23 protein-coding genes are annotated in these 25,303 nt (G+C 46.0%); 5 read left to right on the forward strand and 18 right to left on the reverse strand.

The genetic code is table 11. From position 1 onward, the window contains the following. Positions 1–20: 20 nt before the first annotated feature. From HFD99_RS00145 to HFD99_RS00155, 3 genes are all read left to right on the forward strand, one after another. Entirely contained in the window at positions 21–587 is a 567-nt protein-coding gene (locus HFD99_RS00145; protein ID WP_016822108.1) for a PadR family transcriptional regulator, read from the forward strand. Between the two features lie 160 nt (positions 588–747). Continuing rightward, a complete protein-coding gene (locus HFD99_RS00150) occupies positions 748–1,203 on the forward strand; it encodes a hypothetical protein (protein ID WP_016822109.1) in 456 nt (151 codons plus the stop codon). A gap of 3 nt (positions 1,204–1,206) precedes the next feature. Continuing rightward, positions 1,207–1,485, forward strand: a complete 279-nt coding sequence (locus tag HFD99_RS00155) for a YxcD family protein (RefSeq protein ID WP_016822110.1) — start codon at positions 1,207–1,209, stop codon at positions 1,483–1,485. Positions 1,486–1,580: 95 nt separating this feature from the next. Here the strand turns inward: HFD99_RS00155 and HFD99_RS00160 are convergent, their stop codons facing one another. The 10 genes from HFD99_RS00160 to HFD99_RS00205 form a co-directional block, all read right to left on the reverse strand. Further along, positions 1,581–2,450 carry an STM4011 family radical SAM protein gene (locus HFD99_RS00160; protein WP_117289594.1) on the reverse strand — a complete coding sequence of 290 codons (870 nt, stop codon included), beginning with the start codon at positions 2,448–2,450 and terminating at the stop codon, positions 1,581–1,583. After that, positions 2,447–3,874 carry an STM4012 family radical SAM protein gene (locus tag HFD99_RS00165; RefSeq protein WP_117289596.1) on the reverse strand — a complete coding sequence of 476 codons (1,428 nt, stop codon included), beginning with the start codon at positions 3,872–3,874 and terminating at the stop codon, positions 2,447–2,449. Before HFD99_RS00165 ends, HFD99_RS00160 begins: the two co-directional genes overlap by 4 nt. Before the next feature lie 69 nt (positions 3,875–3,943). Next, a complete protein-coding gene (locus HFD99_RS00170) occupies positions 3,944–4,726 on the reverse strand; it encodes an STM4013/SEN3800 family hydrolase (RefSeq protein ID WP_117289598.1) in 783 nt (260 codons plus the stop codon). Then, on the reverse strand, positions 4,726–6,060 hold the full coding sequence (locus HFD99_RS00175; RefSeq protein ID WP_117289600.1) for an STM4014 family protein: 1,335 nt from the start codon (positions 6,058–6,060) through the stop codon (positions 4,726–4,728). The genes HFD99_RS00170 and HFD99_RS00175 overlap by 1 nt, the downstream gene beginning before the upstream one ends. A 67-nt stretch (positions 6,061–6,127) precedes the next feature. Next, positions 6,128–6,970: an STM4015 family protein gene (locus tag HFD99_RS00180; RefSeq protein ID WP_090890245.1), complete on the reverse strand. Its 843-nt coding sequence runs from the start codon at positions 6,968–6,970 to the stop codon at positions 6,128–6,130. 223 nt (positions 6,971–7,193) lie between these two features. Continuing rightward, positions 7,194–8,660, reverse strand: a complete 1,467-nt coding sequence (locus tag HFD99_RS00185; RefSeq protein ID WP_016822116.1) for an efflux RND transporter periplasmic adaptor subunit — start codon at positions 8,658–8,660, stop codon at positions 7,194–7,196. A 71-nt stretch (positions 8,661–8,731) separates the two neighbouring features. Beyond that, on the reverse strand, positions 8,732–10,249 hold the full coding sequence (locus HFD99_RS00190) for a DHA2 family efflux MFS transporter permease subunit (protein WP_016822117.1): 1,518 nt from the start codon (positions 10,247–10,249) through the stop codon (positions 8,732–8,734). 15 nt (positions 10,250–10,264) lie between these two features. Beyond that, positions 10,265–10,918, reverse strand: a complete 654-nt coding sequence (locus HFD99_RS00195) for an HlyD family secretion protein (protein ID WP_013371571.1) — start codon at positions 10,916–10,918, stop codon at positions 10,265–10,267. Between the two features lie 358 nt (positions 10,919–11,276). After that, entirely contained in the window at positions 11,277–12,089 is an 813-nt protein-coding gene (locus HFD99_RS00200; RefSeq protein WP_123797320.1) for a hypothetical protein, read from the reverse strand. A gap of 20 nt (positions 12,090–12,109) precedes the next feature. After that, complete coding sequence (locus tag HFD99_RS00205; RefSeq protein WP_016822119.1) at positions 12,110–12,568, reverse strand: flavodoxin; 459 nt, start codon at positions 12,566–12,568, stop codon at positions 12,110–12,112. Between the two features lie 448 nt (positions 12,569–13,016). Here HFD99_RS00205 and HFD99_RS00210 point away from each other — a divergent pair, with 448 nt between their 5' ends. Then, positions 13,017–13,880 carry a class I SAM-dependent methyltransferase gene (locus HFD99_RS00210; RefSeq protein ID WP_013371574.1) on the forward strand — a complete coding sequence of 288 codons (864 nt, stop codon included), beginning with the start codon at positions 13,017–13,019 and terminating at the stop codon, positions 13,878–13,880. 8 nt (positions 13,881–13,888) lie between these two features. Continuing rightward, positions 13,889–14,635: an RluA family pseudouridine synthase gene (locus HFD99_RS00215; protein ID WP_016822120.1), complete on the forward strand. Its 747-nt coding sequence runs from the start codon at positions 13,889–13,891 to the stop codon at positions 14,633–14,635. A 94-nt stretch (positions 14,636–14,729) separates the two neighbouring features. Here the strand turns inward: HFD99_RS00215 and HFD99_RS00220 are convergent, their stop codons facing one another. The 8 genes from HFD99_RS00220 to HFD99_RS00255 form a co-directional block, all read right to left on the reverse strand. Then, entirely contained in the window at positions 14,730–16,232 is a 1,503-nt protein-coding gene (locus HFD99_RS00220) for a DHA2 family efflux MFS transporter permease subunit (RefSeq protein ID WP_016822121.1), read from the reverse strand. Next, positions 16,216–16,701 carry a MarR family winged helix-turn-helix transcriptional regulator gene (locus tag HFD99_RS00225; protein WP_016822122.1) on the reverse strand — a complete coding sequence of 162 codons (486 nt, stop codon included), beginning with the start codon at positions 16,699–16,701 and terminating at the stop codon, positions 16,216–16,218. Before HFD99_RS00225 ends, HFD99_RS00220 begins: the two co-directional genes overlap by 17 nt. A gap of 260 nt (positions 16,702–16,961) precedes the next feature. After that, positions 16,962–17,432, reverse strand: a complete 471-nt coding sequence (locus HFD99_RS00230; RefSeq protein WP_123797321.1) for a MarR family winged helix-turn-helix transcriptional regulator — start codon at positions 17,430–17,432, stop codon at positions 16,962–16,964. Positions 17,433–17,707: 275 nt separating this feature from the next. Beyond that, complete coding sequence (gene gyrA, locus HFD99_RS00235; RefSeq protein WP_123797322.1) at positions 17,708–20,170, reverse strand: DNA gyrase subunit A; 2,463 nt, start codon at positions 20,168–20,170, stop codon at positions 17,708–17,710. Positions 20,171–20,192: 22 nt separating this feature from the next. Next, positions 20,193–22,172 carry a DNA topoisomerase IV subunit B gene (gene parE, locus HFD99_RS00240; protein ID WP_017427592.1) on the reverse strand — a complete coding sequence of 660 codons (1,980 nt, stop codon included), beginning with the start codon at positions 22,170–22,172 and terminating at the stop codon, positions 20,193–20,195. Between the two features lie 98 nt (positions 22,173–22,270). Continuing rightward, positions 22,271–23,260 carry an ABC transporter permease gene (locus tag HFD99_RS00245; protein WP_025365085.1) on the reverse strand — a complete coding sequence of 330 codons (990 nt, stop codon included), beginning with the start codon at positions 23,258–23,260 and terminating at the stop codon, positions 22,271–22,273. Beyond that, positions 23,253–24,329 (reverse strand): ABC transporter ATP-binding protein, encoded by a 1,077-nt coding sequence (locus HFD99_RS00250; RefSeq protein ID WP_025365086.1) that lies wholly within the window; start codon positions 24,327–24,329, stop codon positions 23,253–23,255. The genes HFD99_RS00245 and HFD99_RS00250 overlap by 8 nt, the downstream gene beginning before the upstream one ends. Beyond that, complete coding sequence (locus HFD99_RS00255; RefSeq protein ID WP_039269055.1) at positions 24,329–25,276, reverse strand: GDSL-type esterase/lipase family protein; 948 nt, start codon at positions 25,274–25,276, stop codon at positions 24,329–24,331. The genes HFD99_RS00250 and HFD99_RS00255 overlap by 1 nt, the downstream gene beginning before the upstream one ends. Positions 25,277–25,303: the final 27 nt, after the last annotated feature.

Genomic DNA, 25,303 nt, shown 5'->3' on the forward strand with positions numbered 1-25,303 from the left:
GGATGAAGGAGATAAGATATATGAATTTACTATCGTATGGTCTGTTGGGGCTACTCGCCAGAGAGGAATCCTCCGGCTATGATCTGATGCTGCGTATACAGCCTTTTTGGCAGGCCAAGCACAGTCAGATCTATCCGCTACTGGCCCGTATGGAGAGCAAGGAACTGCTAGCCTCCCGATGGATTCAGCAATCCGACAAGCCTGATAAAAAAATGTATACCATTACCGACAAGGGAATCCATATGCTTCAGCAATGGTCTCAGGAAACGTTAGCTGCTCCGGTTACACGGGACGAATTAAGCCTTCGATTATTCTGTCTCTGGTTGACGGACAAGACGAGTGCCAATCGTATGCTGGAAGAACGTAAACGTTATTTTATTCAGAAAATCCAGCATCTAGAGGATATACTGAACGACATTCCCGCAGAAAATTTACACTTTGGCAGTAAGAATTTCGGTGACTATATTTTAGTGCAAAAAGGGCTTTTAAATGCTAGAGCAGGCCTGGAATGGTGCCAAATGGTGCTGCGCATGCTGCTTGCCGGTGATGTCAGAGCAGACACGAATCCGTTTTTACTTAAACCCTAAAGCTGAACGTTTTTATCAATCCGTGTATGGGATTTATGTACGTTATCGTTTAATTTTTTAAAAATTAAAATTCTTTGAAACCCTTTTCCATGCTATATCGTATTACGGGTAAGCGGTTGTTTGACCTATAACACAAATTACTAAGGGGGATTATATTTACATGAAAAAGACATTCACTTTGAAAAATATGATGATGCTGATGATGGCTTTCACCCTACTCATTGCTATGATCGCACCATCTACAGCTGATGCAAGGCGTGGTGGCGGATTTAAATCCGGACCAAAATCATACCAATCTACACCAAGCAAAGCGAATGACAGCAGCGGCATCAATAAGTCTGATAGTGGAACTAAATCTAGTGCTACTACGGGCAACACAAGCAGAACCGGTGGGTTCCTTGGTGGCGGTGGTGGGTTCCTCAAAGGTATGATGCTGGGCGGCTTGGCAGGTATGCTCTTTGGCGGATTGTTCGGCAACATGGGTGCATTGGGTAGCTTGCTTGGTCTGGTCGTTAACGTTCTAGCTATTTATGTTCTGATTATGGTTGGTGTAGGTATCTACCGAGCTATCAAAAATCGCCGTAGACCAGATGATTCTCGTGGAGGACGTTACTAAGTTATGATTTTAAGCATGGATGAGATTGTCAATGCCATTTGCCTGCATATGGCTGAACGCAAGGGCGTACAACCAACCGATGTGGTTGTGGAGCTAAGCTGGGATGAAGATACAGGCTATACAGCCGAAGTTCATGTCCAGGGACGCAGTCAATATCTAGTGGAAGCTAATATGATAGAAGCGATTCTGAGATATCTTCATTCCGAATACAATATTCGTGCCTATCGCGAGCAGGTCAGATTGGATCTGGATGAAGAAATTACTGCTATTGTCCAAATTTAATTAAATTGCATAGGCAATCGTACAAACTTATTTCCAAACAGAAGAACCGCTCTTTGCCTGATGGCAAGGGCGGTTCTTTTTTTTCTCTTTTTTGTCTAATGGATCATCATGGTTGTATGCGGCACCCTTTCGAGCAAGCCGTTACCGTACATTTCCCGAAATGGCTGCTCTTCCATATGGATATAACCGATATAACAACCGCATTCTTTCATCCGGCACGGACGCTGGGCGCTCAGCCCCTCCAGACCGTCTCTGTACAGGTGTCCAATCACACGGCGATCCTGATAGCAGTGTTTTACTCGTCCGTCACCTTGGACGTAAAATACATCTTCTCCCGCGCGACATGCTCGCCCCTGGCTACTATAATCCTTTAAATTCCATTGGAAATAGGGATCTATCGCAGTTAATTCGGCAACCTCAGCATCCGTATAATAATGGGGGCGGTCCTTGTAGGCGTTGACCCACATATATACTTCTTTTGGAAGTTGCGCCCGCAAAGAACGAATAGCCGGGAACGCCTGTCTCAATCCAACTGTACCGACACTATAGGAAATGCCAAGTTCATATAGCTTCATAGCCTGCGATATAAAAGCTTGCTCTTTGGTTTCTCCAGGATGATATGTAGCCCACAGCGCAGCCGTCTCTGGATTTAGTTCTTTTGTCCAATCCAGCTTAGCCGAAAGGTTCGTCTGTACGGCCACTTTTTCCACATGCGCCATATGGGAGAACTCAATCATGGTCTTACGATACCAGGAATGAATCAAGGCTTCTCCATATGGATTAAAAAAAATGGAGAGCTGGTGCCCCAAAGCGCCCTGCTCTCGTACCCAATCAGCAAAACGTTCCAACTGCGCCCGATCCTTGTTCAACGTTTCCCGACTATCGACGTTTTTACTGAATGGGCAGTAAGGGCAAGAATAGTTGCATGAGGTCAGCGAACCACGATAATATAAGGTCGCTCTCATGCGCCTACATATCCTTCCATACGCTCACGTACTGATGTGGAAATCATCCAGTCCCCAATCGCATCGGAATAGGCCATTCCTTCCTCCGTAAGTCGAAGCGTACCCTCCTCGACCACAGCCATACCCGATTCTAGCAGCAGTGACATTCCTGTAAAATCGTCTTCCAGGGATACACCGAAGCGCTCTGCATAGGCGCATAGTTCCAATCCTTCCCGATGAAGAAGTGCCTTCAGGATAAAGCGTCGCTTACGCTCATCCGCATTTAAAATAAAGCCGTAGTCAGCCAGATCATGACGCTCCGCCGCCACATAATCCGCGATAATACTACGTGTGGCTGCTGTACTGACACCATACCGGCTGGCATAGTGTACATCGCGTGTATAAGAGCGTGCTCCGCACCCCAATCCAGCCATGCCCTCCTCCTGGCAACTGTAGGGCAAAAGCTCTTTGCTGGATGTACCCTCATTTTTAGCAAAACGGCGCATGGAATATTGTACATATCCTGCCTGTTTGAGCCGTTCACGCGCTACTTCATACAAGCTAAGGCGAATATCGTGATCCAGCCCGGTATAGCCGGGCTTTAAAATCGTATTTTCACGAATATATAACGGGTAAAGAAAGATCTCTCCTGGCGAATAAGACAGAGCTTCCTCCAGAGAATACAGCCAGGTTTCCACCGTTTGACCAGGCAGACCATAGATCAGATCCACGTTGAGCAAAGGAAAATTGTATTCTACCAGCCGCTCAAGTGCCTCTCTAACAAGCTTGGGCTTCTGAGGTCGGTATATGGCGGCACTTTCTGATTCTACAAAGCTCTGGATTCCCATGCTGACACGATCTGTACCGCGGCGTTTGAGCACTTCCAGCCTATCCTCAGTTACAGTGTCTGGAGAGGTTTCAACTGAAATAGAAGCTCGCTTGGGGTCCAATCCCATAATATTTTCCGCAATGTCAAATAAACGCTCCACCAAAGGAGCCTCCAATAAGGTCGGTGTACCACCGCCAATCGCAAAACGCGAAAAAGGCCGACCCTCCATAATTGGAGCCCATTGCCGAGCTTGTCTTTCTAGCGCATCCACATACTCCTTATGCACATCCTGACGCTTGTCCGGCAAAGTGAACAGGTTACAAAATCCACAGCGAGCTGCGCAAAACGGTATATGCATATACAAAAAATAGCTTTCCAACTCTTCTTTCTCCCACAATTCCTGCAATGGGAGCGGTGTATCGAACGAACGATAGGCCGTTTTATGCGGGTAAGAATACAGATAGGAGCGATAGGGAGCTTCTCGGATCGTACGTGCCCATTCTACAGGAGTATCCGGCCACTGAAATCTAGACGTTACTAAATTAGTGTCCATTCCCGGAGAAGTCTGGGTTGCTGGGCCCATTGGATGCAGGTGATTCAGATTCATGGCTTTCATTTCTGCTCCTTCCTCGCGCTGGATTGGATTGTTGATCATTTACCAGTGCAAACTACGTTTCTTTTTGTCCTACAGTATAAATTCGCGGTAAGGCACATTCCACACTACCTCATGCGCCAGGCGATGCCCTTCGTAGCCGTCTTCCCCATAAGCTGTACCATGATCGGAAAAAGCCATGTAAAACGTCTTGCCACGCTTCCGCAAAGCATCAAACAAGCGTCCAAGTTCACCATCCACATACCGCAAAGCTGCTCGTTGAGACTCTACTGAATCTTTTGAAGAGCCCTTTACAAAATAATGATTAGGCCCATGGATGGCTGATACATTCATAAACAAAAACAAGCGCTGTGCAGGGTCTGCCTTTTCTAACAGCTTCAAGGCATGATTCACCTGATGCTCTGTTGAACGGGGGTTGGTAACGCCAAAGTTCATGCGCCAGTAGCTCTCTTGAAAATATCCGGGCAGCACCTTGGCCAGCTTGTTCTTCTTCGTAAAAAAAATAACGCCGCCGATACAGATGGTCCGATAGCCCTCGTTCTCCAGCCCGGACACAATGTCTGGAGCATCGAACAGCCAGGTATGTGGATGCGTACGCAGTCCCGTATCTTTTGTGTGAAACAACCTGACATGTGAAGCCTTATCCGTATTGGCCGGAGTCGGTAAAAATCCGCCAAAAAAAGCATGGTGTGCAGCATATGTAAAGCTCCCTGGTGTATGGCGCTTTTCCCACGACCCGGAGCCGCATAAATTCGGACAGTTTTCTTCCTCCAGCTTGGCTACATCATAACGCAGGGTATCCAGCGTAATCATGACAATATCATGAGAGCCAACAATTTGATTCATATCAGTCATTATCTGTCTTTCCTTTCCAAAACTACGCTCCTATTAGCAAGGTGCAACATTTCCCATTCATATGGATTCCAACCCTGATGTTCAACCCGGTACAGTAAATCACCGAACGGATTAACATCCAATACGTAGGGACGAGCACCGTGAGCCGGAACAAGCACATCCAGTCCAGCAACCATCGACGCTGGAAAAACCCTCATGGCGGCTTTTGCAGTATGCTGAACCGATTCCACCGTACTTTGTGGTAGTCCGGCTTCCTCCAGCAAGAGTCGCTCATTACGCAAATGTAGATTTGTAATAGGGCTGTGGCTCAAACGTAAAACCGCATGACAAGCCTCTGATTCACACACGAGTTGACGCACATCATAAACACGTCCGTTCAAGGTCGCTTTGGGAATCCAGCGTTCCACATGTACCCCTTCCGAACATAGCCAGTTAAGGATGGCATGAATATCCTGCTTGTCTGTATAACGACGCAATCGTCCGGCATTATAGTACACTCGCTGTCCGTGTATGATCTCTGTTCCAATCGTAGTCACCGCCAGCTCTGCATGCGTTTTGGGATGTACCTGATAAGCCATGACACCAGAAGCGCCTGACCCGCAAAATATTTTCACAAATACGCGGTGAAACCCACTCTCTTTCATAGCTGCATGCAGATCAACAGCATCACGAAAAGCACCGCCTGAAGCTGTAAGCACAGGCGGGACCCTGATGTCTGCCTGGTCTAATACGGCGCTACAACGCCGTTTGTCAAACATGACGGCTACTTCCGCAGGATCGTTCATCCAGCGCGACGAAGGCCAGAGCCGATCTACTTCATGCCGCAGCCAAGCCAGCAGTCGGCAATAGCCCCGGAACCATTGTGCCGGGTGCCAAATGCGACCACGCTGTTCCTGCAAACGGCGCGCTTCTGCCGCTAGTATACCTGTGCCATGTGCCCATTCCGGCCATGGCAACAGAGAATCGTCTCCCTCGGCATCCGGGGCGCCCAGAGCAATCAACTCCCGCTCTACCTCAAAGTTTTCGCCCGGTGCATCCAGACGTAGCAGCGGGCCTCTGTCCACCCGACCTTTCAGTAATTGATCAATGCTCTCTTGCAATTGGACACTGCCATTCACGCTATCTTGCGCAGCTTGTGCAGCTATCCTGACCATCAGTTCGTTCAGACTGTGCTTCTCTCGAATGGCCCCCAACACATCTGTATAGGAAACCTCCAGAGCTGACGGAAGCATTAATCTGCTTCGTGCTTCCTGCAGCCCCGTAGTTCGACGATTCCCCGAATTACCGAACAAGATAAACGGCTCGTTGACATTACTATCCCACATCTTCATCATAGAGCCGCCTCACTTTTATTCTTTTTAATTTTAAAGTCAATCCGTTTTAGAAATCCATTGGAGCAAATTACTCTGTCAGTGATGGATAGCGCCAATCATCTTCTTCATCTGCTTCTTGTTGATCTTCTACGTTCACAGATAAACCTGAGTTTTTCCAGCGCCCCATCATTTCACTAGACATATAATGATAGCTCAAATCCAGATGTTTCAGTCCTTTTATACTTTCACTACCCAGCAACGCTTCTGCTCCTTGATCAGACAAAGTACCTTGTGAGAGATCCAGCACTTCCAGTTGTCCAATCACAGGGGCATTAGCAGCAGCAATGGCAATTTCATCCTGTATCTCACTATCTTTGAGTCCCAAGTATGTAAGTTTGGGAAAAGGATTGCTGTCCAAAAACGGTAAAATATCTTCCAGTTTACCGTCAAAACCATAATCCTCGACACCCAAATACAGCTCCAGCTTGCGCAGTTCAGGCAGTTCGGCATTACGGATTTGCTGAAGGACGCTCACAGGTAGACCGCCACAAATAATAACCAATTCTTGAAGATGATTATGGCGAAGGGGTTCCAAGCTCAGATCCTGGCTTCCTTTAATATGTAAGGATTCAAGCTTTGGAAACGCTTCTAACAGCGGGGACAGATTCGTTTGGTTAATCCATGATACCTCACACTCATCATATTCCATATCACCAATAAACAGCTTGCGCACCTTAGGAAATTGATCTTTTAGCTTCACTAACACGGGTATAAAATCATCTGGTGAATTTTCATAGGCGCCGCCCCAATCTCCAATGATCAGATCCGTAACTTGGGCACTCTCCGGCTTGGCTGCCAGTTCCTCAATAGATTTAGCCATCGTTTGGCCATTCTCATAAGCTTCATAATCTACAACCAATTTCACTTCCATCTCACAATTCCTCCGATCGCTTGTCTGAGATCTCGTAAACTATCTATTTCCAATTTAGTCTATCCTATTCTACCAATGTTCGTCAAAAAAAGTCCCAGATCGACATTAACCCTATGTAAAATGTGCAAATGAAATAAAAACAAGACAGCCCAATTGCGGGCTGCCTTGGAATGTATCCATAATAAATTTCTACTATTATAAAGAACGCAAGTTTAGTACCAAGTTATTGGGTAATTGTAATCGGTGAGTTATCGGACAGCAATGCCAGATTATTCACAATCACATTCTCTTCCTTGCTCAAGCCACTGGTAATGAGTGTTTGTGAGCCTGTCGTTTGAACAGTTTTCACTTCCTTGCGTTTCGCATGATCGCCGCTTACTACATATACATATTCTTTACCTTGATCCTTTTGAACTGCCGCAGTAGGAACAACAATGCCTTCTTGCGCATTGGCAGCGACAAAGCTGATATCAGCCAACATGCCGGATTTCAGTTTCATATCTGGATTGGCTACTGAGATTTTTACAGGATAACCTTTTCCGCTTGCATCCAACGGGCTTACATTTTTTACTGTACCTGTTGTTACAATGTTGGAGGCTGCAACACGAACCTGTACCTTGTCACCTGCTTTTACATTGTTGATCTGTTCCGCAGGGACATAAATCAATGTATTGACCGTACTCAGGTTAGCAATGACTAGCGCAGGAGACTGAGCGGATACCATTTCGCCCACTTCTGCATTTTTCGTACCCACAATACCATTGATCGGTGATGTAACAACGGTGTCATCCAATGCATCCTGAGCAATGTTTACATTCAGTTGTGCCTGCTTAAGAGATTGTTGGCTAGACTCGATGCCAGCCGTATTTTGAGATACTTTAAGCTGATTCTGCGCATTGCTGTAGCCGCTGTTAGCATTACTGTAGCTATTTTTTGCTGTATCATAGCTGTTACGGGCTGTAGTTAGAGCCTTTTGAGCAGCTATCAATTGGTCTTTTGCATTAGCCTGCGCATTTTGTGCATTATTATAAGCCGCTTCCGCATTCACAACTGCGGTTTTTGCTTGTTCTAATTGTGCTTGGGTGCTCGCACCAGCATCAAACAGACTTTGTGTACGTGTTACATTCTTTTGTGCATCTGCCAAAGCTTGCTGTGTTTGTTTCACCGTATTGGCTGCCGAGGAAACACCATGTGTCGCTTGTTCTACGGCTGTAGTTGCTTGATTAATAGCCCCCTGAGCCTGATTGATTGCGCTTTGGGATTGAATCACACCGCTCTTGGACTGCACTAAGCCCGAAGTTGCTTGAACCATCGTTGATTCATGGGATGCTTGAGCGGTACTTACGCCAGCTGCTGCGGCTGCTGCTGCGGCGCGAGCTTTTGCAACATTGTTACGCATATCCTTATCGTCAAGCTTGAACAGGACCTGGCCCTTTTTAACCTCAGAACCAATATCCACAGGCAGCTCAACCACTTTACCGCCTACTTTAGGCACAATATTGACGGTTTCCGAAGGTGTTACCGTACCTGTATAAATATTTCCCTGTCCGATAATCCCCTGCTGTGCTTGACTAATTTTAACTGGAACGACCATGTCCTGAGCCGCTCCGCTATTACTGGAGCAGCCTGCCAGCACTGCGCCGCCGAGGACTAAAGCCGCTAATGTACTTTCTACTCTCAATATTTTCATGATAATTCCCTTTCTTTCTGTCCGTGGAAATAATGTAAGCCATCCAGTCGATATTTTTGTGTTTCTCTTTATTAAGCTTCCGGCTGTGTCTTTGCTTTCTTCCTCTGAATAAACAAAAAGATGAGTGGAATCGTGCAAAACAGCGGTATAGATGAAATGAGGAACGTATCCCCAATTCCTCTCGATGTAGCATCCAGTGTGATTAAACTACTTATGGATGACATCCATGAGCTACCCAATGTTGCTTGTAGCGTATGAGCCGAGTCCTGCGTAATGGACTCCGAAATTTGCTGGGCATGAGCAGCTGAACGGCTTTGCATAATAGCGGTCAGTACCGCAATCGCCATAGATGCAGCCACAGTACGTACCAGATTGGACGCTGTAGACGCATTGGCTACCTTGCTCGGATGAACAGCATTCATGCCGACCGTGGACAATGGCATCATGCAAATACCAATTCCCAGACCTCGTAATGCCATTACGGTTTCCAACCAGGCATGCGAAGTATCTGGCGTAAGCTGATGAAGATGATAGGTCATAAAGCTGGTTAGTGTCAGGCCTACAAGTCCCAAAGGCACAATGCCGAACTTATCAAACAGCTTCCCGGCGATAGGCATCATGGCCGCCATGGCAATGGCCTGTGGAATGAGGATAATACCAGTATCAATCGGTGACACGCGCTGAATATTTTGCAAAAACAACGGTGTAAGGAACGTTCCTCCATACATCCCCATCATGACCAGACTGGAGGCGATAACACTAATCGTATATTTTGAATTTTTGAATAATGAAATTTCAATTACAGCATTATCCTTGCCGCTTTCTACATAGATGAGAAAGACAAGTGCCCAGAAAGAAATAAACAGCAGAGATACAATCCCAAAAGAAGTCCAGCCATCACGCTGGCCGTTTGTCAGTGCGTACAAGAGTGTTCCTGCACAGGTTGCCGCTAGTAAAAATCCTGGCAGATCAAACGGTTTCGGCGTTACCTTAGGCGGCTCCTTGATGAGAAGGATGACCATTAAAATGGCAAATAAAGCAACCGGCAGACTGACAATAAACAAGAAACGCCAGTTAAACCATTCAATTAAGTAGCCACTCAGCGTAGGCCCTACAGCTGGTGCGGCCATTGCGGCGATCCCCCATATACCAAGGGACATCCCGATTTGTTCACGCGGCATGATTTTGTAAATAATCGTCATACTCAGCGGCATAATGACACCGCCGCCCAGACCAGCCAGTACACGCGCTGCAATCAGGGAAGAATCACTCCATGCAAAAATACATATTCCTGTTCCCAGCGAGAACACGCTGAGCGCAAGAATCAAAAACTTTTTGTACCCGATACGCTGCTCCATATATCCGGTAATCGGGACGATTACGCCGGATGCAAGCGTGTAACCTGTAATAACCCACTGAATACGTGTCGTCGTTGACCCTAAATCCGTCGTCAATCGTGGAATGGCGACGTTGATCAGACTGTTGTTCAGAATGGCGACAAAGGCGCCTAAAACGATAGCAAAAAAGGCAAGCCAGCGTTCTTTGGAAGAATCTGTCGAAGGAGCAGCAGCAGTTTCATTGGCAGCCACATGGACCCCTCCTTTTTAAGATGTATGAATTTTTACTTCCACGTTCGTCCCAGGGATAAGCTTCATGTCCTTCGGCTTGTTCACAGCAATTTCTACAGGTACACGTTGAGTCACCTTATTAAAGTTACCACTTGTGTTCACAGCAGGAACGAGCGAAAACACTGCATTGGAAGCTTCGCCCACTTTACGAACCTTACCCTGAATGACCTGATCGCCTGCTGCATCAAGCGTAATGTCAACAAGCTGTCCTGGTTTAATACGGTTAATATCGGTTTCTTCAATATTCGTGGATACATACAGGTTGTTCATATCAACCATAGTCGCTACAGCACTACCCGGTGTTCCAATTTCGTGCTCTTTCGAATAAATCTTAATAACAGTTCCGTTAATCGGCGCACGCAGTACAGACTTGCTGATCATGCTTGCATCCAGTCCTGATACATCTTGCTCGGCAATCGGTTCATTGCGTTGCAGCACATCGCCTTCTTCAACATCAATGTGGCTAATCTCACCGGAGATTTGCGGCATTACCTTATACTGATCGGCTTGAATGCGCGCATCGTCACTTTTGACAAAGTGTGTTGCCTGATACCAATAATAGTAGCCAATAGCTCCACCACTCAGAATGAGCAGCACGATGAGAATCGGCAATACAGTTTTCTTACTCACTTGTTCCACCCCTGTTGTCCAAAAAATTTTTATTATTCAACGCTAATATTTTAAAATTGAAATATTAGGCCATTAAACCAAATGTAGAGCATAAATAAACACATGGCAGCAAGCCATGCACAAGACAGGACTTATTTATGTACGTAGGACAAGCTGATCCATAGTCCACAAACCGTCTTCATTATATTTAAATATTTTCATATAACTATTGTACATTGAAATATTATAGATATATTTATCTATTCAGGCAATATATATTTTCAGTTTTTTCAGAATTTTTTTTCACAAAAAAGAACCTTGTTTCCAAGGCTCTTTCATGAAAAGGGATAGTTTACATTTAAAGGTTCATACAATACTCCTAAGAGAAAAGCGTAGGTCCAACTGACCGATCCCTACAGTTTTTCGCCTCCCGCTCTTCCTTTTTGTCCTTATTCGCTCTGTTCTGCTGAGAAGCTTGCTGCCCCATACATCCCCTGCAACGACAGCGTTCTGCCGTACCATGCATATCCTCTCTGGAGTCTTTTAGTAGTCGTACGTAATCCAAAGATTGCTGTAAAGAAGCCGAACCAGGAAGAAAACGAACCTTCTTCCCTTCTAGCAGACAGTATACTTCGATAAGCTGAGGAAGAGCTCCAAATGCATAATAACAAAATACATTTGTTAAATGATGAAATGTACTAATAACGTTAGGGTTGTAGTCCACCATATACTTTTGAATCAGCAATGAATCCGCTTGTTCTGATTGTTGCCAGGCTGCCTGAATAATCAGCGAAATATCGACCTCCAACTCAGGTACCGCTGTACAAAATTGTTCATACAACATCACAGGCACCAATAAGTCATTATTTAAGGCACATATTTTTGACAACTCGCCTGACACTTTATTTTTGACATCCCAGTAATGGAACAAAAATTCAAAACTGTTCGACTGCTTAGGCCACCACTTCTCCAGCACATACTGAACAGGGACTTCTCGCCGTACCTCTACTTCCATTCCAAAGTATTCGTTCAGCGCATGCCCTATCGCATATTGAACCCTTTGCCGCCAATTCCAACCCTCACGCCCTCGTTTTCTCTGTGATTGATGGATTGACTGCGGAGTTCTCCACATCTCTTCAAGCTGATAGTCGTGCAGAAGAGGAAAGCCGCTTAAGCTATCGCTATTGCGCATACCTATCCCTCACTCTCTTCTCAGGACACTCCAATGCCAGCCTGCGCAAATTGTCTTCCGTAAGCTCGGCAATTCTCCTTCTCATCATCGAGTGGATTGAATTCAATCTTCAAACTCTCCTGAATGACTGATGCGCCGCGTTCTTTGACTTTTTCCTCTACCAAGTCCACTGCGCCACAGAATTGTGTATAAGATGTATCTCCACTGCCAAATACAGCAGTCTTTTTACCAGACAGATCAAGCTCGTCTAGTTCCTCGTAAAAATCTAAAAATTCATCAGGAAGCTCACCATCTCCCCATGTATATACACCCAACAGGAATCCGTCATATGCGAGCAATTCTTGCGCGCTGCAATCATACGAAGCCTTCAACTCTGCCTCATGCCCTGCCTGACGAACACCCTCGGCGATCAATTCCGCGATTTCCTCTGTATTACCGGTCATGCTAGCATAAGCAATCATGATTTTACCCAAGTTCATCCCTCACCTTTATTTGAAATATGGGATGCTTTCACTCCCTATTAATCAAATAATATTTGATAATGATTCTCATTGTCAAATAAAAATTTTAAGCATGAAATGTATTTTGTTAAACATATACGTAAAAAAGTCGCATTATATGCGACTGTTCACTATTAAAAAACTATGGATTGTTGTAAAATATTATGTACGTACAACCAATTCTTCTTTTCATAAATAGAATGAAAATCGGGAGAGTTGTACGTACAAGTGGGATTGATTTCATTTTAATATGAAAGCGCTCTAATTACAAGTGTATTCGAAAAAATATTTTTGCTCCTTCTAACTACTTACTTATTCATGGAATCATTCGATTGTTGCTAAGGTTTGTTGTACAATAGACTCCATGTGGGGATTTGCGCAGCTTGCTGCCTAAATCCCGAATTGACTGCTGAAGGATGGATTGTACATGTATGTAGCACAAGAGTGGAAAGACTATGAAGTAATGGATACAGGCGGTGGTGAAAAGCTGGAACGTTGGGGTAATATTGTCCTGCGTCGTCCCGATCCGCAAATCATATGGCCTTTGACCCAGGAAACAGCCGAATGGCGTAATGTTCATGGGCATTATCACCGCAGCTCTTCCGGGGGCGGCCAATGGGATATGAAAAAGCCTATCCCCGAGCGTTGGACGATTAGCTATGGACCGCTTAAATTCCACATTAAACCGACCAGCTTTAAGCATACTGGTCTTTTCCCAGAGCAAGCCGCCAACTGGAGCTGGATGATGGATAAAATTAAAGGCGCAGGTAGACCCATTTCCGTATTGAACCTGTTTGCATACACGGGAGGAGCCACTACTGCCGCAGCGTATGCCGGAGCCAGTGTAGTTCACGTGGATGCAGCCAAAGGTATGGTGCAGTGGGCAAAGGAAAACGTTCAATTGTCCGGTCTGGCTGACCGACCGGTACGCTTCATTACAGACGACGTGTTCAAGTTTGTGCAACGGGAACAACGTCGGGGCAACCGTTATGATGCCATTATTATGGACCCTCCTTCTTATGGACGCGGACCTAACGGAGAAACCTGGAAGCTTGAAGAAAGCTTATATCCATTTCTCGAATCCTGCATGAGCATCATTTCGGACCAACCCTTGTTTATGCTGATCAACTCCTACACGACAGGTATTTCACCTACTGTATTGCGTAACATGCTGAGCATGACGATGCAACAAAAGTATGGCGGACAAATTAGCGCCGGTGAAATCGGATTGCCGATCACACGCTCTGGATTGAATTTGCCTTGTGGTATTCTCGGACGCTGGGAGGCTTAATTCCTCTTATGAATCAAGATGAACTTACTCGGCAAGAGCATGCACAGCCGAATATTCCCGTCCTATATGAGGACAATCATGTCCTGGCGGTTGTAAAGCCTGTCAATGTTCCGACACAGGAGGATGCCAGCGGCGATCCCGATCTGCTGTCTTTACTCAAGGAAGATCTGAAAATCAGACACAATAAGCCTGGTAACGTCTTTTTGGGTTTAGTGCACAGGCTGGATCGACCTGTAGGTGGAGCCATGATTTTTGCTAAAACGTCCAAAGCAGCTTCTCGTTTGTCAGAATCGGTTCGAAGCCGTCATTTTTACAAGCTGTATACAGCTGTTCTGAATGGCGTTCCTGAGGCTCTCCAAGGCCGTCTAACCCATTACCTGCTTAAGGACAGCCGTACCAACACGGTCAAAACGGTTCGACCCGGCACGGCTGGTGCCAAGGAAGCCATTTTGGAATACCAGGTTGTCGGGCAAACTGCTGGACTCAGTCTTGTGAAAATTAAGCTGCACACCGGACGCTCGCACCAAATTCGTGTACAGATGCAGGCAATCGGCTGTCCCCTCTATGGGGACCAAAAATATGGCGGTAATCTGAGCCGCCCCGGTCAACAACTGGCCCTCTGGTCCTTGCTCGCTGGAGCACCGCATCCGGTCAGCAAGGAAGCAATGAGCTTCCACTCACTGCCTCCTGTCCAATTTCCTTGGAGTGAGTGGCCCTTGTCGCTTTATGATACAATGATTACTTCGGATAATTGAGTAGACTTACCACTAAGAACCCGCACTGCATGTAAACAAACATGCAATGCGGGTTCTCTTTTTGCACAGAAATCAAATGAAAATGTATCCATGCTTATGATGAGGAAGCCATGGTCTTCCCCTTCTCGCTGTTCACCAGCTGTTGACGGGCACGAGCGTTTTGTGCATTCGTATTTTTGATAAAAAACGCCAATACCAAAGCTGTCACGCTCAATAGTGTTGCAATGATAAATGCCGAGTTAATACCGTAGATCGTAGCTTGATTGCTAGCAGCCAGCATTCCCGCTTTGTCCGTAACGTTCAGTCCCTCGGATGCAACCATCGTGGTCAAACGATTGCTGGTTTGAGTAGACATCACCGTCACTAGAATTGCTGTCCCAATCGAGCCCGAAATCATACGTAGCGTATTGCCCATCGCCGTACCATGGGCATTTAATCGTTGTGGAAGCTGATTCAGTCCGGCCGTTTGGATCGGCATCATCAGCAATGACATCCCGAACATTCGTACCGTATAATTGATTAACAGTGTCATATAGGTGGTTGATTCGGTTAAACGTGTAAATTCCCAAGTCGTTACAGTCATGATCAACAACCCAATTACAGACAGCCAGCGCGCTCCAATTCGGTCAAAAATAGCCCCCGTCACAGGAGACATGACCCCCATCAGAATCGCTCCTGGTAACATTAGCATACCAGACTGGAGCGGTGTAAATCCGCGAATATTTTGCAAATAAATTGGAAGCAATATCATACCGGCGTACAGAGCCATCGTCACAATAACATTAATGATTGTCGTCAAGCTGTACACATCGTATTTAAAGATACGAAACTCCAGCATAGGCTCATCTACCTTCAGTTGTCGGACAATAAATAAAATAAGCGCAATCGTCCCGACGATGAGTGTAGACAGGACTGGAATACTCCCCCAACCCGATGTTCCAGCATCACTAAAGCCGTATAACAGCCCACCAAAACCGAGTGTAGACAAAATAACACTGAGAATGTCCAGCTTAGGCTTGGACTGCTCGGTTACATTTTTCAGAAAAATAAATCCGATCACAATCGAAATCACGGAAATCGGCAAGATGATCCAGAACAATACTCGCCAGTCATAGTGCTGGACTATATAACCAGATAAGGTTGGTCCAATGGCTGGAGCAAACCCCATCGCAAGTCCCAGCGTTCCCATTGCACGGCCACGACGCTCTATTGGGTAGATGTTCAAGATAACGACCATCATTAATGGCATCATAATCCCTGCACCCGCAGCCTGAATAAGCCGACCGATCAGCAATATACTAAAACTCGGCGCTATTGCACATAACAGCGTGCCGATTGAAAAAATAGTCATTGCACTAATAAACAATTTACGAGTAGAGAAACGGGCAATCAGGAATGCGGTCACCGGGATCAATACCCCGTTCACGAGCATAAAGCCTGTGCTAAGCCACTGAGCTATATTGGCATCTACATTCAGATCACTCATCATTTTCGGTAAAGCCACACTTATCAATGTCTGGTTTAAAATTGCAACAATTGCGCCAATCAACAGAGCGGCCACAATGGGTGCTCTGCGGACATTACCTGGTAGTGTCATTTGAGGACTGCTCAAGTTGATTCATTCCCTTCGGTGTTAATTTCATGATCATTTGTTTATGAACATCCAAGAGCAACTCTAGCTGCTCCTTCGGGATATCCAGAATTGGCAAGACGCGCTCCATCCACATGGAGTCTACCTTTTGCATTATATCTTTTCCTTCTGGCGTAAGCGTCAGTACTAAAGATCTGCGATCATGCTCATGCCGTCCGCGAGCGATATATCCCGCCTTGGTCAAGCGGTCAACCACCCCGCTCATAGAGCTGCTTCCCACATGAGCTATCTCTGCCAGCTCGGATAACCCAATATTGGGGCGTTTATTCAGAATGGCCAAAGCCATGTGCTGAATGGCCGTTAGATCCAAATGCTGCTCCTCGTTCCAGAAAGCATAAAATATCGTCTTGTTAACCTCCCTTACCGATTGAATAATCCGATACACCTCTAGTCTGTCTTCCTCTCTGTCGCTCACTAGAACCATCCTTCTTCCCCATACATATTCATTACCCATATACATAAACTAGTAACTATTTGTATACGAATTGTTATTTATTTATAACTATTATTTTATCATCTCTTATGTAAATGTCAACATTCCCCCAAACACTACCTATACTTGGGACACAAAAAAGCGCGGAAATGATACCAGGATCGGCATCTATCCGCGCATTTCTATTCCCTTAGAAAGCTAATCTGCTGTGTACAGCTACATTCCATGTATCCACTAATTAGCTATTCTGCTCGCTCTATTTGTTCCTTTATTCCCTCATCTTCACTGGCTGATACAGCCGCTTTCGTCTTCATTGTAATTTTCCCCAACAAATAAACCAGCAAATTCTGATTGTGCTGAGATATTCGGTTAAGCGCAGAACCCAGAAAATCGTCGCGAATTTGCAATCCGCGCTCCACTTCTTCTCTGCCTTGATCTGAAATAACAATCCATACAATTCTACGGTCCTTTACGTCTCTGAACCGGGTGACCAGTCGATTCCGCTCCATCCGGTCCAATAGCATCGTAACTGCCGCAGGTGTGGTGGCGAGATATGGGATTAGTTGAGACGGCTTCATGCGTCCGTATTCGTTCAGAACCTCCAGCACCGTGAGTTGAGCCTCCGTTAGTGATGGAGCTAGTTGCTGCTCCATATGAACCTTGTAATCCTTAGCCATTCTGGACCAGATTTTTGCAAATTCGGTCGTTTGCATTTTGCCTCACTCCTTTGAATAACAGGGTCAGTAAAAGCATCAAAGTTACCATATGGGCCACCGTCCGGATTGTATTTCATCACATTAAATTTTCGCCATTTCTCCTCAGTTTCCTGCCGTTTTTGGAGCATCAAATGAAAAGGGGAAGGAAGTCTCACTTCGGATTTGGAGACAGGTCAAGGTTCGACAGCATGACGGCAAAAAGGTCCTCATTCGTGCTGGAATGGCACGTGAGGACCCCTCTTTTTCGAGCTAAAAAACGCTTGACTTTACAATTATTCTACTGTCTGCGAACTCTGAGGCTCACTACGCGGCAGCACATTTACAATTTCGTCCTTCTTCTCCACCGGAGCCAGCAGTTTGCCTGTATCCTTGCGATCGGATAAAGGAGCTTTTTCCGAAAGGAAGGACATCGTCTGTCCTTCTGATGTGATGACAAATAATTGAACAGCTTCACGACAGTAGAAAGCAGCCACAATTCGAGTTCCGTTCGAACGCACCCGCTTGCCTTCCTTGAATTCGAAGGTGCTGATTCCTTTACCGCCTCTTCCCTGAGAAGGATAATCCAGCAGAAGCGTACGCTTACCATAACCGGATTCGGTTAGTACCAGCACCTCTCCTTCGTCTTCTTCTACCCATAGTGCTGCGACAATTTCATCGCCTTCCGCCAGTTGTATACCTTTGACCCCCGCTGAAACGCGGCCCATGGCATTAACCTCTTGCTCCTTGAAGCGTATGCTCATCCCCGCACGGGTAATCAACATAATATCTTTGCTATTGTCGCTTAATGTTACTGATAATATCTCATCGTCGCCAGCCACCTTGCAGGCTGCTACAGCACTGGAACGCTTTGTGGCATATTCTGTAAGTTCCGTTCGTTTGACTTGCCCTTTCTTTGTTACAAACACCAGGCTTTTGCCGATTTCCTCTATATTTTTGATCGGAATAACACTTACGATTCGATCTTCCTTCGATAGCGAAATGACATTGACGATTGGAGTGCCCGGCTCTTTCCACTTATACTCCGGTATCTGATGCACAGGCAGCAAAAAGTATTGTCCACGCTGGGTGAAGACGAGCAGCACATCGAGTGTATTCACGTCAAGGAACTGAGTAATGTAGTCCCCTTCTTTAACTCCGGAATTTGAACGATCCCCGCCAGAACGAGTGAACGACAGCATACTCGTACGTTTCACATAGCCATCTTTCGAGAGAGTTAGCAATACATCCTCTGCCGCAACCATGACCTCCAGATTTACCTTAATCTCTTCTACTTCACCCTGTATTTCCGAACGACGGTCAATGCCGTACTTTTCACGAATTTCCAGCAACTCTTTGCGGATCAGACTGATCAGCTTGCGGTCACTTTCCAGAATAGAACGGTATTGAGTAATTTTCTTCTGAATGTCAGCAAGTTCTTTTTCGAGGGTGGTAATTTCAAGATTCGTAAGACGGTACAATTGCAGAGTCAAAATGGAATCCGCCTGCCGTTCACTAAAGCCAAACATCCATTGCAAATTATTTTGTGCATCCTGACGATTTTTGGAAGCTTTAATAGCCGCGATGACTTCATCCAGAATGTTCAGCGCCTTGACCAAACCTTCCAGTACATGTGCGCGGTCCTCCGCCTTTTCCAGCTCAAACTTAATGCGATTTGTGACAACTTCACGCTGGTGAGCAATATACGCTTCTAAAATGGATTTTAGTCCAAGCTGGTGCGGCGCTTTGTTTACGATGGCTACCATATTGAAGTTATAAGCCACCTGGAGATCGGTTTTTTTCAGCAGATATGCCAAAATACCTTCCGCATCCGCTTCCTTCTTCAGCTCGACAACAATACGCAGGCCATTTCGTCCACTCTCGTCACGAACTTCGGCAATCCCTTCTACCTTTTTCTCCAGACGGATGTTCTCCATAGCGGTTACGAGCCTGGATTTAACAACCTGGTATGGAATCTCTGTAATAACCAGTTGCTGCTTGCCTCCACGCAAAGACTGAATTTCCGTTTTGGAACGGATATAAATGCGTCCTTTGCCTGTTCTGTATGCATCCTTGATGCCTTCGCCACCCATAATGAGTCCGCCAGTCGGAAAATCTGGGCCTTTTATAAAGGTCATAATCTCTTCCAGTTCGATCTGCGGCTTTTCCATCACTGCGATGGTGGCGTCAATCACCTCACGCAAGCTATGAGTTGGAATTTCCGTTGCAAACCCCGCTGAAATCCCGCTAGATCCGTTTACCAACAGATTAGGATAACGGGAGGGCAGCACGACGGGTTCCTTTGCCGAGTTATCAAAGTTATCCTTGAACAAAACCGTACGTTTTTCGATATCACGTAGCATTTCCATTGCAATCGGAGACAAACGTGCCTCCGTGTAACGCATAGCTGCCGCAGGATCGTCGTCCTGAGAACCCCAGTTGCCGTGGCCATCCACCAGTACGTGGCTCATTTTCCAAGGCTGCGCCATCCGTACCATCCCATCGTAAATAGATGAATCACCGTGAGGATGGTAATTACCCATAACGTCCCCAACGGTTTTGGCGGATTTGCGATACGCTTTTTCCGGGGTATTACCCGAATCGTACATCGCGTACAGAATCCGGCGTTGTACGGGCTTTAATCCATCCCGTACATCAGGGATCGCCCGATCCTGAATTATATATTTGGAATATCGGCCAAAGCGGTCACCGACCATTTCCTCCAGATAAGCTGGCAAAAATTGCTCCGATAAGCTCATGTCTACACCTCATTTAATAGCACTACTCTACGTATTCCGTGAAATCCACGTTTTCCACGATCCAGCGCTTACGCGGATCCACCTTATCACCCATCAATGTGGACACACGGCGTTCAGCTTTGGCAGCATCCTCAATCTGAACGCGCAACAGGGTGCGTGACTCGGGATTCATTGTCGTTTCCCATAACTGATCAGGGTTCATCTCCCCGAGTCCTTTATAACGTTGAAGCTCGAAATTCCGTCCAAACTCTTTTAAGTAATTATCAAGCTGCTCGTCAGTCCAGGCATAACGAACCGTTTCGAGCTTACCCGACTTGCGGGTTATTTTATACAATGGCGGCTGAGCAATAAATATGCGTCCTGCATCAATGAGTTCTTTCATATACCGATAAAAGAACGTCAACAACAGTACTTGAATGTGCGCGCCATCCGTATCTGCATCGGTCATAATGATGATTTTGGAATAATTGCTGTCTTCCAGCGTGAACTCTGTTCCTACCCCCGCGCCAATCGCTGCCGTAATAGCACGGTACTCATCATTTTTCATAATATCCGCCAACTTTGATTTTTCCGGATTCATCGGCTTGCCCTTTAGTGGCAAAATCGCCTGAATTTTGGAATCCCGTCCCTGTTTGGCCGATCCTCCAGCCGAATCGCCTTCCACGATAAATAACTCATTACGTGTAAAATCCTTAGACTGCGCAGGCGACAGTTTGCCATTCAAATTAGAACTTTCACTACGTTTCTTGCCAGAACGCATTTCGTCCCGAGCCTTACGTGCAGCTTCACGCGCTTTGGATGCTTGAACTGCCTTTCTGATCAAGGTTTGCGCTATCTGTGGATTTTCCTCCAAAAAGCGCTGCATTTGTTCAGACACGATGGCATCCACTGTACTACGCGCCGAAGCACTACCCAGCTGATCTTTTGTCTGACCGACAAATTCAACCTCGGCCATCTTGACACTGATTACAGCCATCATACCTTCACGTAGATCGTTGCCCTCCAGGTTTTTATCCTTTTCCTTCAACATCGCTGTTTTGCGTGCATAGTCGTTCATGATACGAGTGTAAGCGGTTTTGAAGCCTGTTTCATGCGTACCCCCGCCACGTGTCGGAATGGAGTTAACGAACGAAGCAATCGTCTCTGTGTAGCCGGCATTGTATTGGATGGCAATCTCCACTTCAATGTCTTCTTTCTCGGCATTAAAATGAATGACATCATGCAGTACATCCTTGCCCTCATTCAAAAAAGAAACAAACTGACTTGCTCCACCCTCATAAAAATATTCATCTGACTTTCCGCTGCGTTCGTCTTTAAGCTGAATACGAAGGCCGGAATTCAGAAAAGCAATTTCCTGAAGACGCTCAGCCAGCGTATCATAGTTAAAATGAATTCCTGACTGAAAAACGCGAATATCCGGTTTAAATGTAATTTTCGAACCCGTCTTGTTAGTATTGCCCAGCACTTCAAGGCCTGTGGTCGGTTCACCGACATGCTCCACGCCCTTCTTGTCCTGCCAATATTCAAACCGCTGACGGTGAATCTTGCCGTCCCGGTAGATTTCCACTTCAAGCCATTCCGAAAGAGCGTTCGTTACAGACGCACCTACCCCATGCAGACCCCCGGACTTTTTATATCCCGAACCGCCAAACTTACCTCCGGCGTGCAAAATGGTGAATACAACTTGAGGCGTAGGGATTCCCATTTTGTGCATTCCCGTAGGAATACCGCGCCCGTTGTCTGATACTGTTACAGAACCGTCCTTATGCATTGTGATATCAATGCGAGAGCAAAACTTGGCAAGATGTTCATCCACCGCGTTGTCTACAATTTCCCATACCAAATGATGCAGTCCCGAAGAACTGGTGCTCCCGATGTACATGCCCGGCCGTTTGCGAACTGCCACAAGCCCTTCGAGCACTTGAATGTCGTCCGCGCCATATTCTGAAGCTCCGTTCTGTGTACTGGAAGCTCCCGCAGACAAGTCGATTTTGTCGACCATTCATGCTCCCCCTTTGTCTAATCATAACCGTGTTTTGCCTTATTCTTGATGGTTTTCACCAAAAATGCAAACAGATGTTTTCTTTTACCTTGTCCATTTTAATTCAATATATCCCGTTTCGTAAAGACGGCGAATGAAGCAATCAACGCCGCAGCCCCCCAAATGCCCAGTACAACTAAAGAAAATGGCAGGGTCATTCCCTCAATCGGGGCAGGGCTTCCAGATAAATAATCGGTTAATCCGAGGTTAACCATAAATAAATATTTGGCGCTTTGCCATGATGAAGCCATGTTGGTCAGTATAGTGCCCGAAATGAGCGCAGCCATCATGACCACAATACTTGCTGCTGTACTACGTACCAGAACAGATACCATAAAGGCTAATGAAGCAACCACAAGACTGACAAACCAAATCAATCCGGCTTGCAGCATCAGGTAATGCCATTGTGGAATGGCATGTACAGCAGACAAATCCACCGTCGATCCAACAATTTGAAAGCCGGTAAATACCGGAACATTAAAACCACGAAAACCAAAAAACAAGCCTGATATGAGATAACTTATGACAAATACGGCCAAAATGATGAGCGAAACGAACATATACAGTGTCAGCAGCTTGCTCAGCAGTATTTTCCACCGCCTGACCGGCCGAGTTAGCAACATTTTTATCGTGCCTGTTGTCCGTTCTCCTGAAACCAGGTCCGAAGCAATAGCCATGATCAACAACGGAACGAACAGATTTATGGAATTATCCATAAACTCTCTGGTAAAAGTGACGCCACTCGGCTCATTAGGATTCACGTCATTTTCCAGATAATATTGCATCTGTTGCACAAAGACCCGGCGGTAGGTCTTCCATTCCTCGGGAACCCTATCGCTGCCGAGCGAGTTTTGGTTATCAGTAATGGCCTGACGCAGTTCCAGACGCCAATCGTTACCGAATTTTTCGCGATTGTTTTCTGCCACTTTCATCTGAGCGTACGTAAAAATCGGCACAAGCACAAGCAAAACAAGTAAAATGACATAAAATCGTTTCTTCTTGATAATTTTCAGGGTTTCATTTTGTACGAGCGGTAAAATATTATTCAAGTATCTCACCTTCCGTCATTTTCAGGAATAGTTGCTCCAGTGTAGGATTGATTTTGGTTACACCTTTAACGGAAATACCGGAAGCTGTCATGTGTGCGACCAGCTCCGCAATATGCTCTTCGTCCATTTCTGTAAAAATAGCATCGACTCCGCTACCTGCAACAATGCTGTCATCAATTAATTCATCGGCGTTCGTAATGATTTGCACATACGGAGAATTTTGCAATAGGGCAAGGCCCTGATCGCGGGGCTCCAGCTGCCAGACAGCCATGTGCGAGTGAGTCTCAACCAGTTCCCGTACCCCACCAACAGCTAGCACCTTGCCCCGACTTATAATTGCCACACGATCACATAGCAGCTGGATCTCGCTAAGCAAATGGCTGGAAACAAATACAGCCATGCCTTCGGCCGCTAACAAACGGATAAAAGCTCTCATCTCTTTGATTCCCTTGGGGTCTAGTCCGTTCGTCGGCTCATCCAAAATGAGTAGCTTCGGTCTGCCGAGCAAGGCTTGAGCTATACCAAGACGCTGACGCATCCCCAGTGAATATGTACTTACCTTATCATGGATGCGACGATCGAGCCGAACCAACTCAACCACCTCGCGAATGCGCTGTTCATCTACACCAGGCTGCATCCGGGCAAAATGCTCTAAATTTTCCCATCCTGTTAGGTAGCTGTACACCTCTGGATTTTCCACAATAGAACCAACATGCCGTAAAGCCTGCTCAGGGTCACGATTTACATTATGACCGCATACGGTTATTGTCCCTTTAGTAGGCTTAATTAAATCGACCAGCATACGAATAGTCGTCGTTTTTCCAGCTCCATTGGGGCCGAGAAACCCGAAAATTTCACCTGCACGAACGTCGAATGTTACATCATGAATGATCATTTTGCGTTTAATACGTTTCTTAACATGCTGAACAGAGAGCACGATTTCATTATTGCTGTCGTCTCTGTCTGCGCTACCAACCTGATTGGAGGAGTGAAGACTGGACACTGCATCTGTGGATGCCGAATCTTGGGTCACGCCAGCCTCGGTCTTGTCAGCAGATTGGATGCTCATTACTTGTTCCCTCCCTTTTTCGCTTCTGCAGGTTGGCTACTTGTAGACTGTTGTTTAGGATTTACATGATCGGTATCCTTCGTCGCGGTAACAGCAAACCCTTGTGCGATACGTTCAGCGATGGCCTGATAGCCCTGTCCGTTGGGATGAAAATGATCGGATGATAAATAGACGGGCAAATTTTGCTCGAATAAATCGAAAGTTGGAACCAGCGTCATGTTACTGTTTTGGTTGGTAATTGCCATGGCCGCCATATTCCATTCGGTTACCACAAGATTACCGGGAATTTTCATTTCCTGCAGATCACTGAATGGATTATACAATCCAACATAGACAATTTTAGCATTCGGATTGATTTTTCCTACCTTTGTCAGCACCTTTTGCAAACGTTTGGCTGCATCAGGCAGAGCTTTGCGCAAACCACTGAGTGTAGGTGGCTCTTTGCCGGTTTGAGCCGCCTGCGCGCCCTGAAATAAATCATTACCGCCAATCGAAACTATAATCACATTAGCCTTCTTCAGTACATAAGACACACCAGGCTCATCCAGCTTGGTTAATAGTCCTTGAGTCGTCAGTCCATTAATCCCCAGATTATTTATGAGCTGAGCTTTATGTCCTTCCTGATTATTTAACAAAGTCACCGACCGGCGCACAAAACCACTTCCGGAGTCATCCCCCGTTCCTTTGGCTAGCGAATCGCCAATGGCAGCTACGCGCAACTCTCCCGTCTGAGCAGTAGCCGATGGTGCAGTTTGTGTCTGCGATGAACCGGATTGTACAGGTTGAGTACTTACCAATGGCTCTGGAGCCGTGATACTTCGTACTGCTGCAATAAATCCGTACAATAATAGCAGTGTGGCGGCAATGGAAACGGAACCGACAGACCGCCAAATCCATTTTGATGAATTCACTCGTGTTCCCTCCTGATAGCTTGGTGAAATAAACATAAAGCTTCTCCTGTCATTTTGCAAATA

Origin of the sequence: Paenibacillus sp. EKM301P (genome assembly GCF_011800295.1) — a bacterium.
GTDB lineage: Bacteria > Bacillota > Bacilli > Paenibacillales > Paenibacillaceae > Paenibacillus > Paenibacillus polymyxa.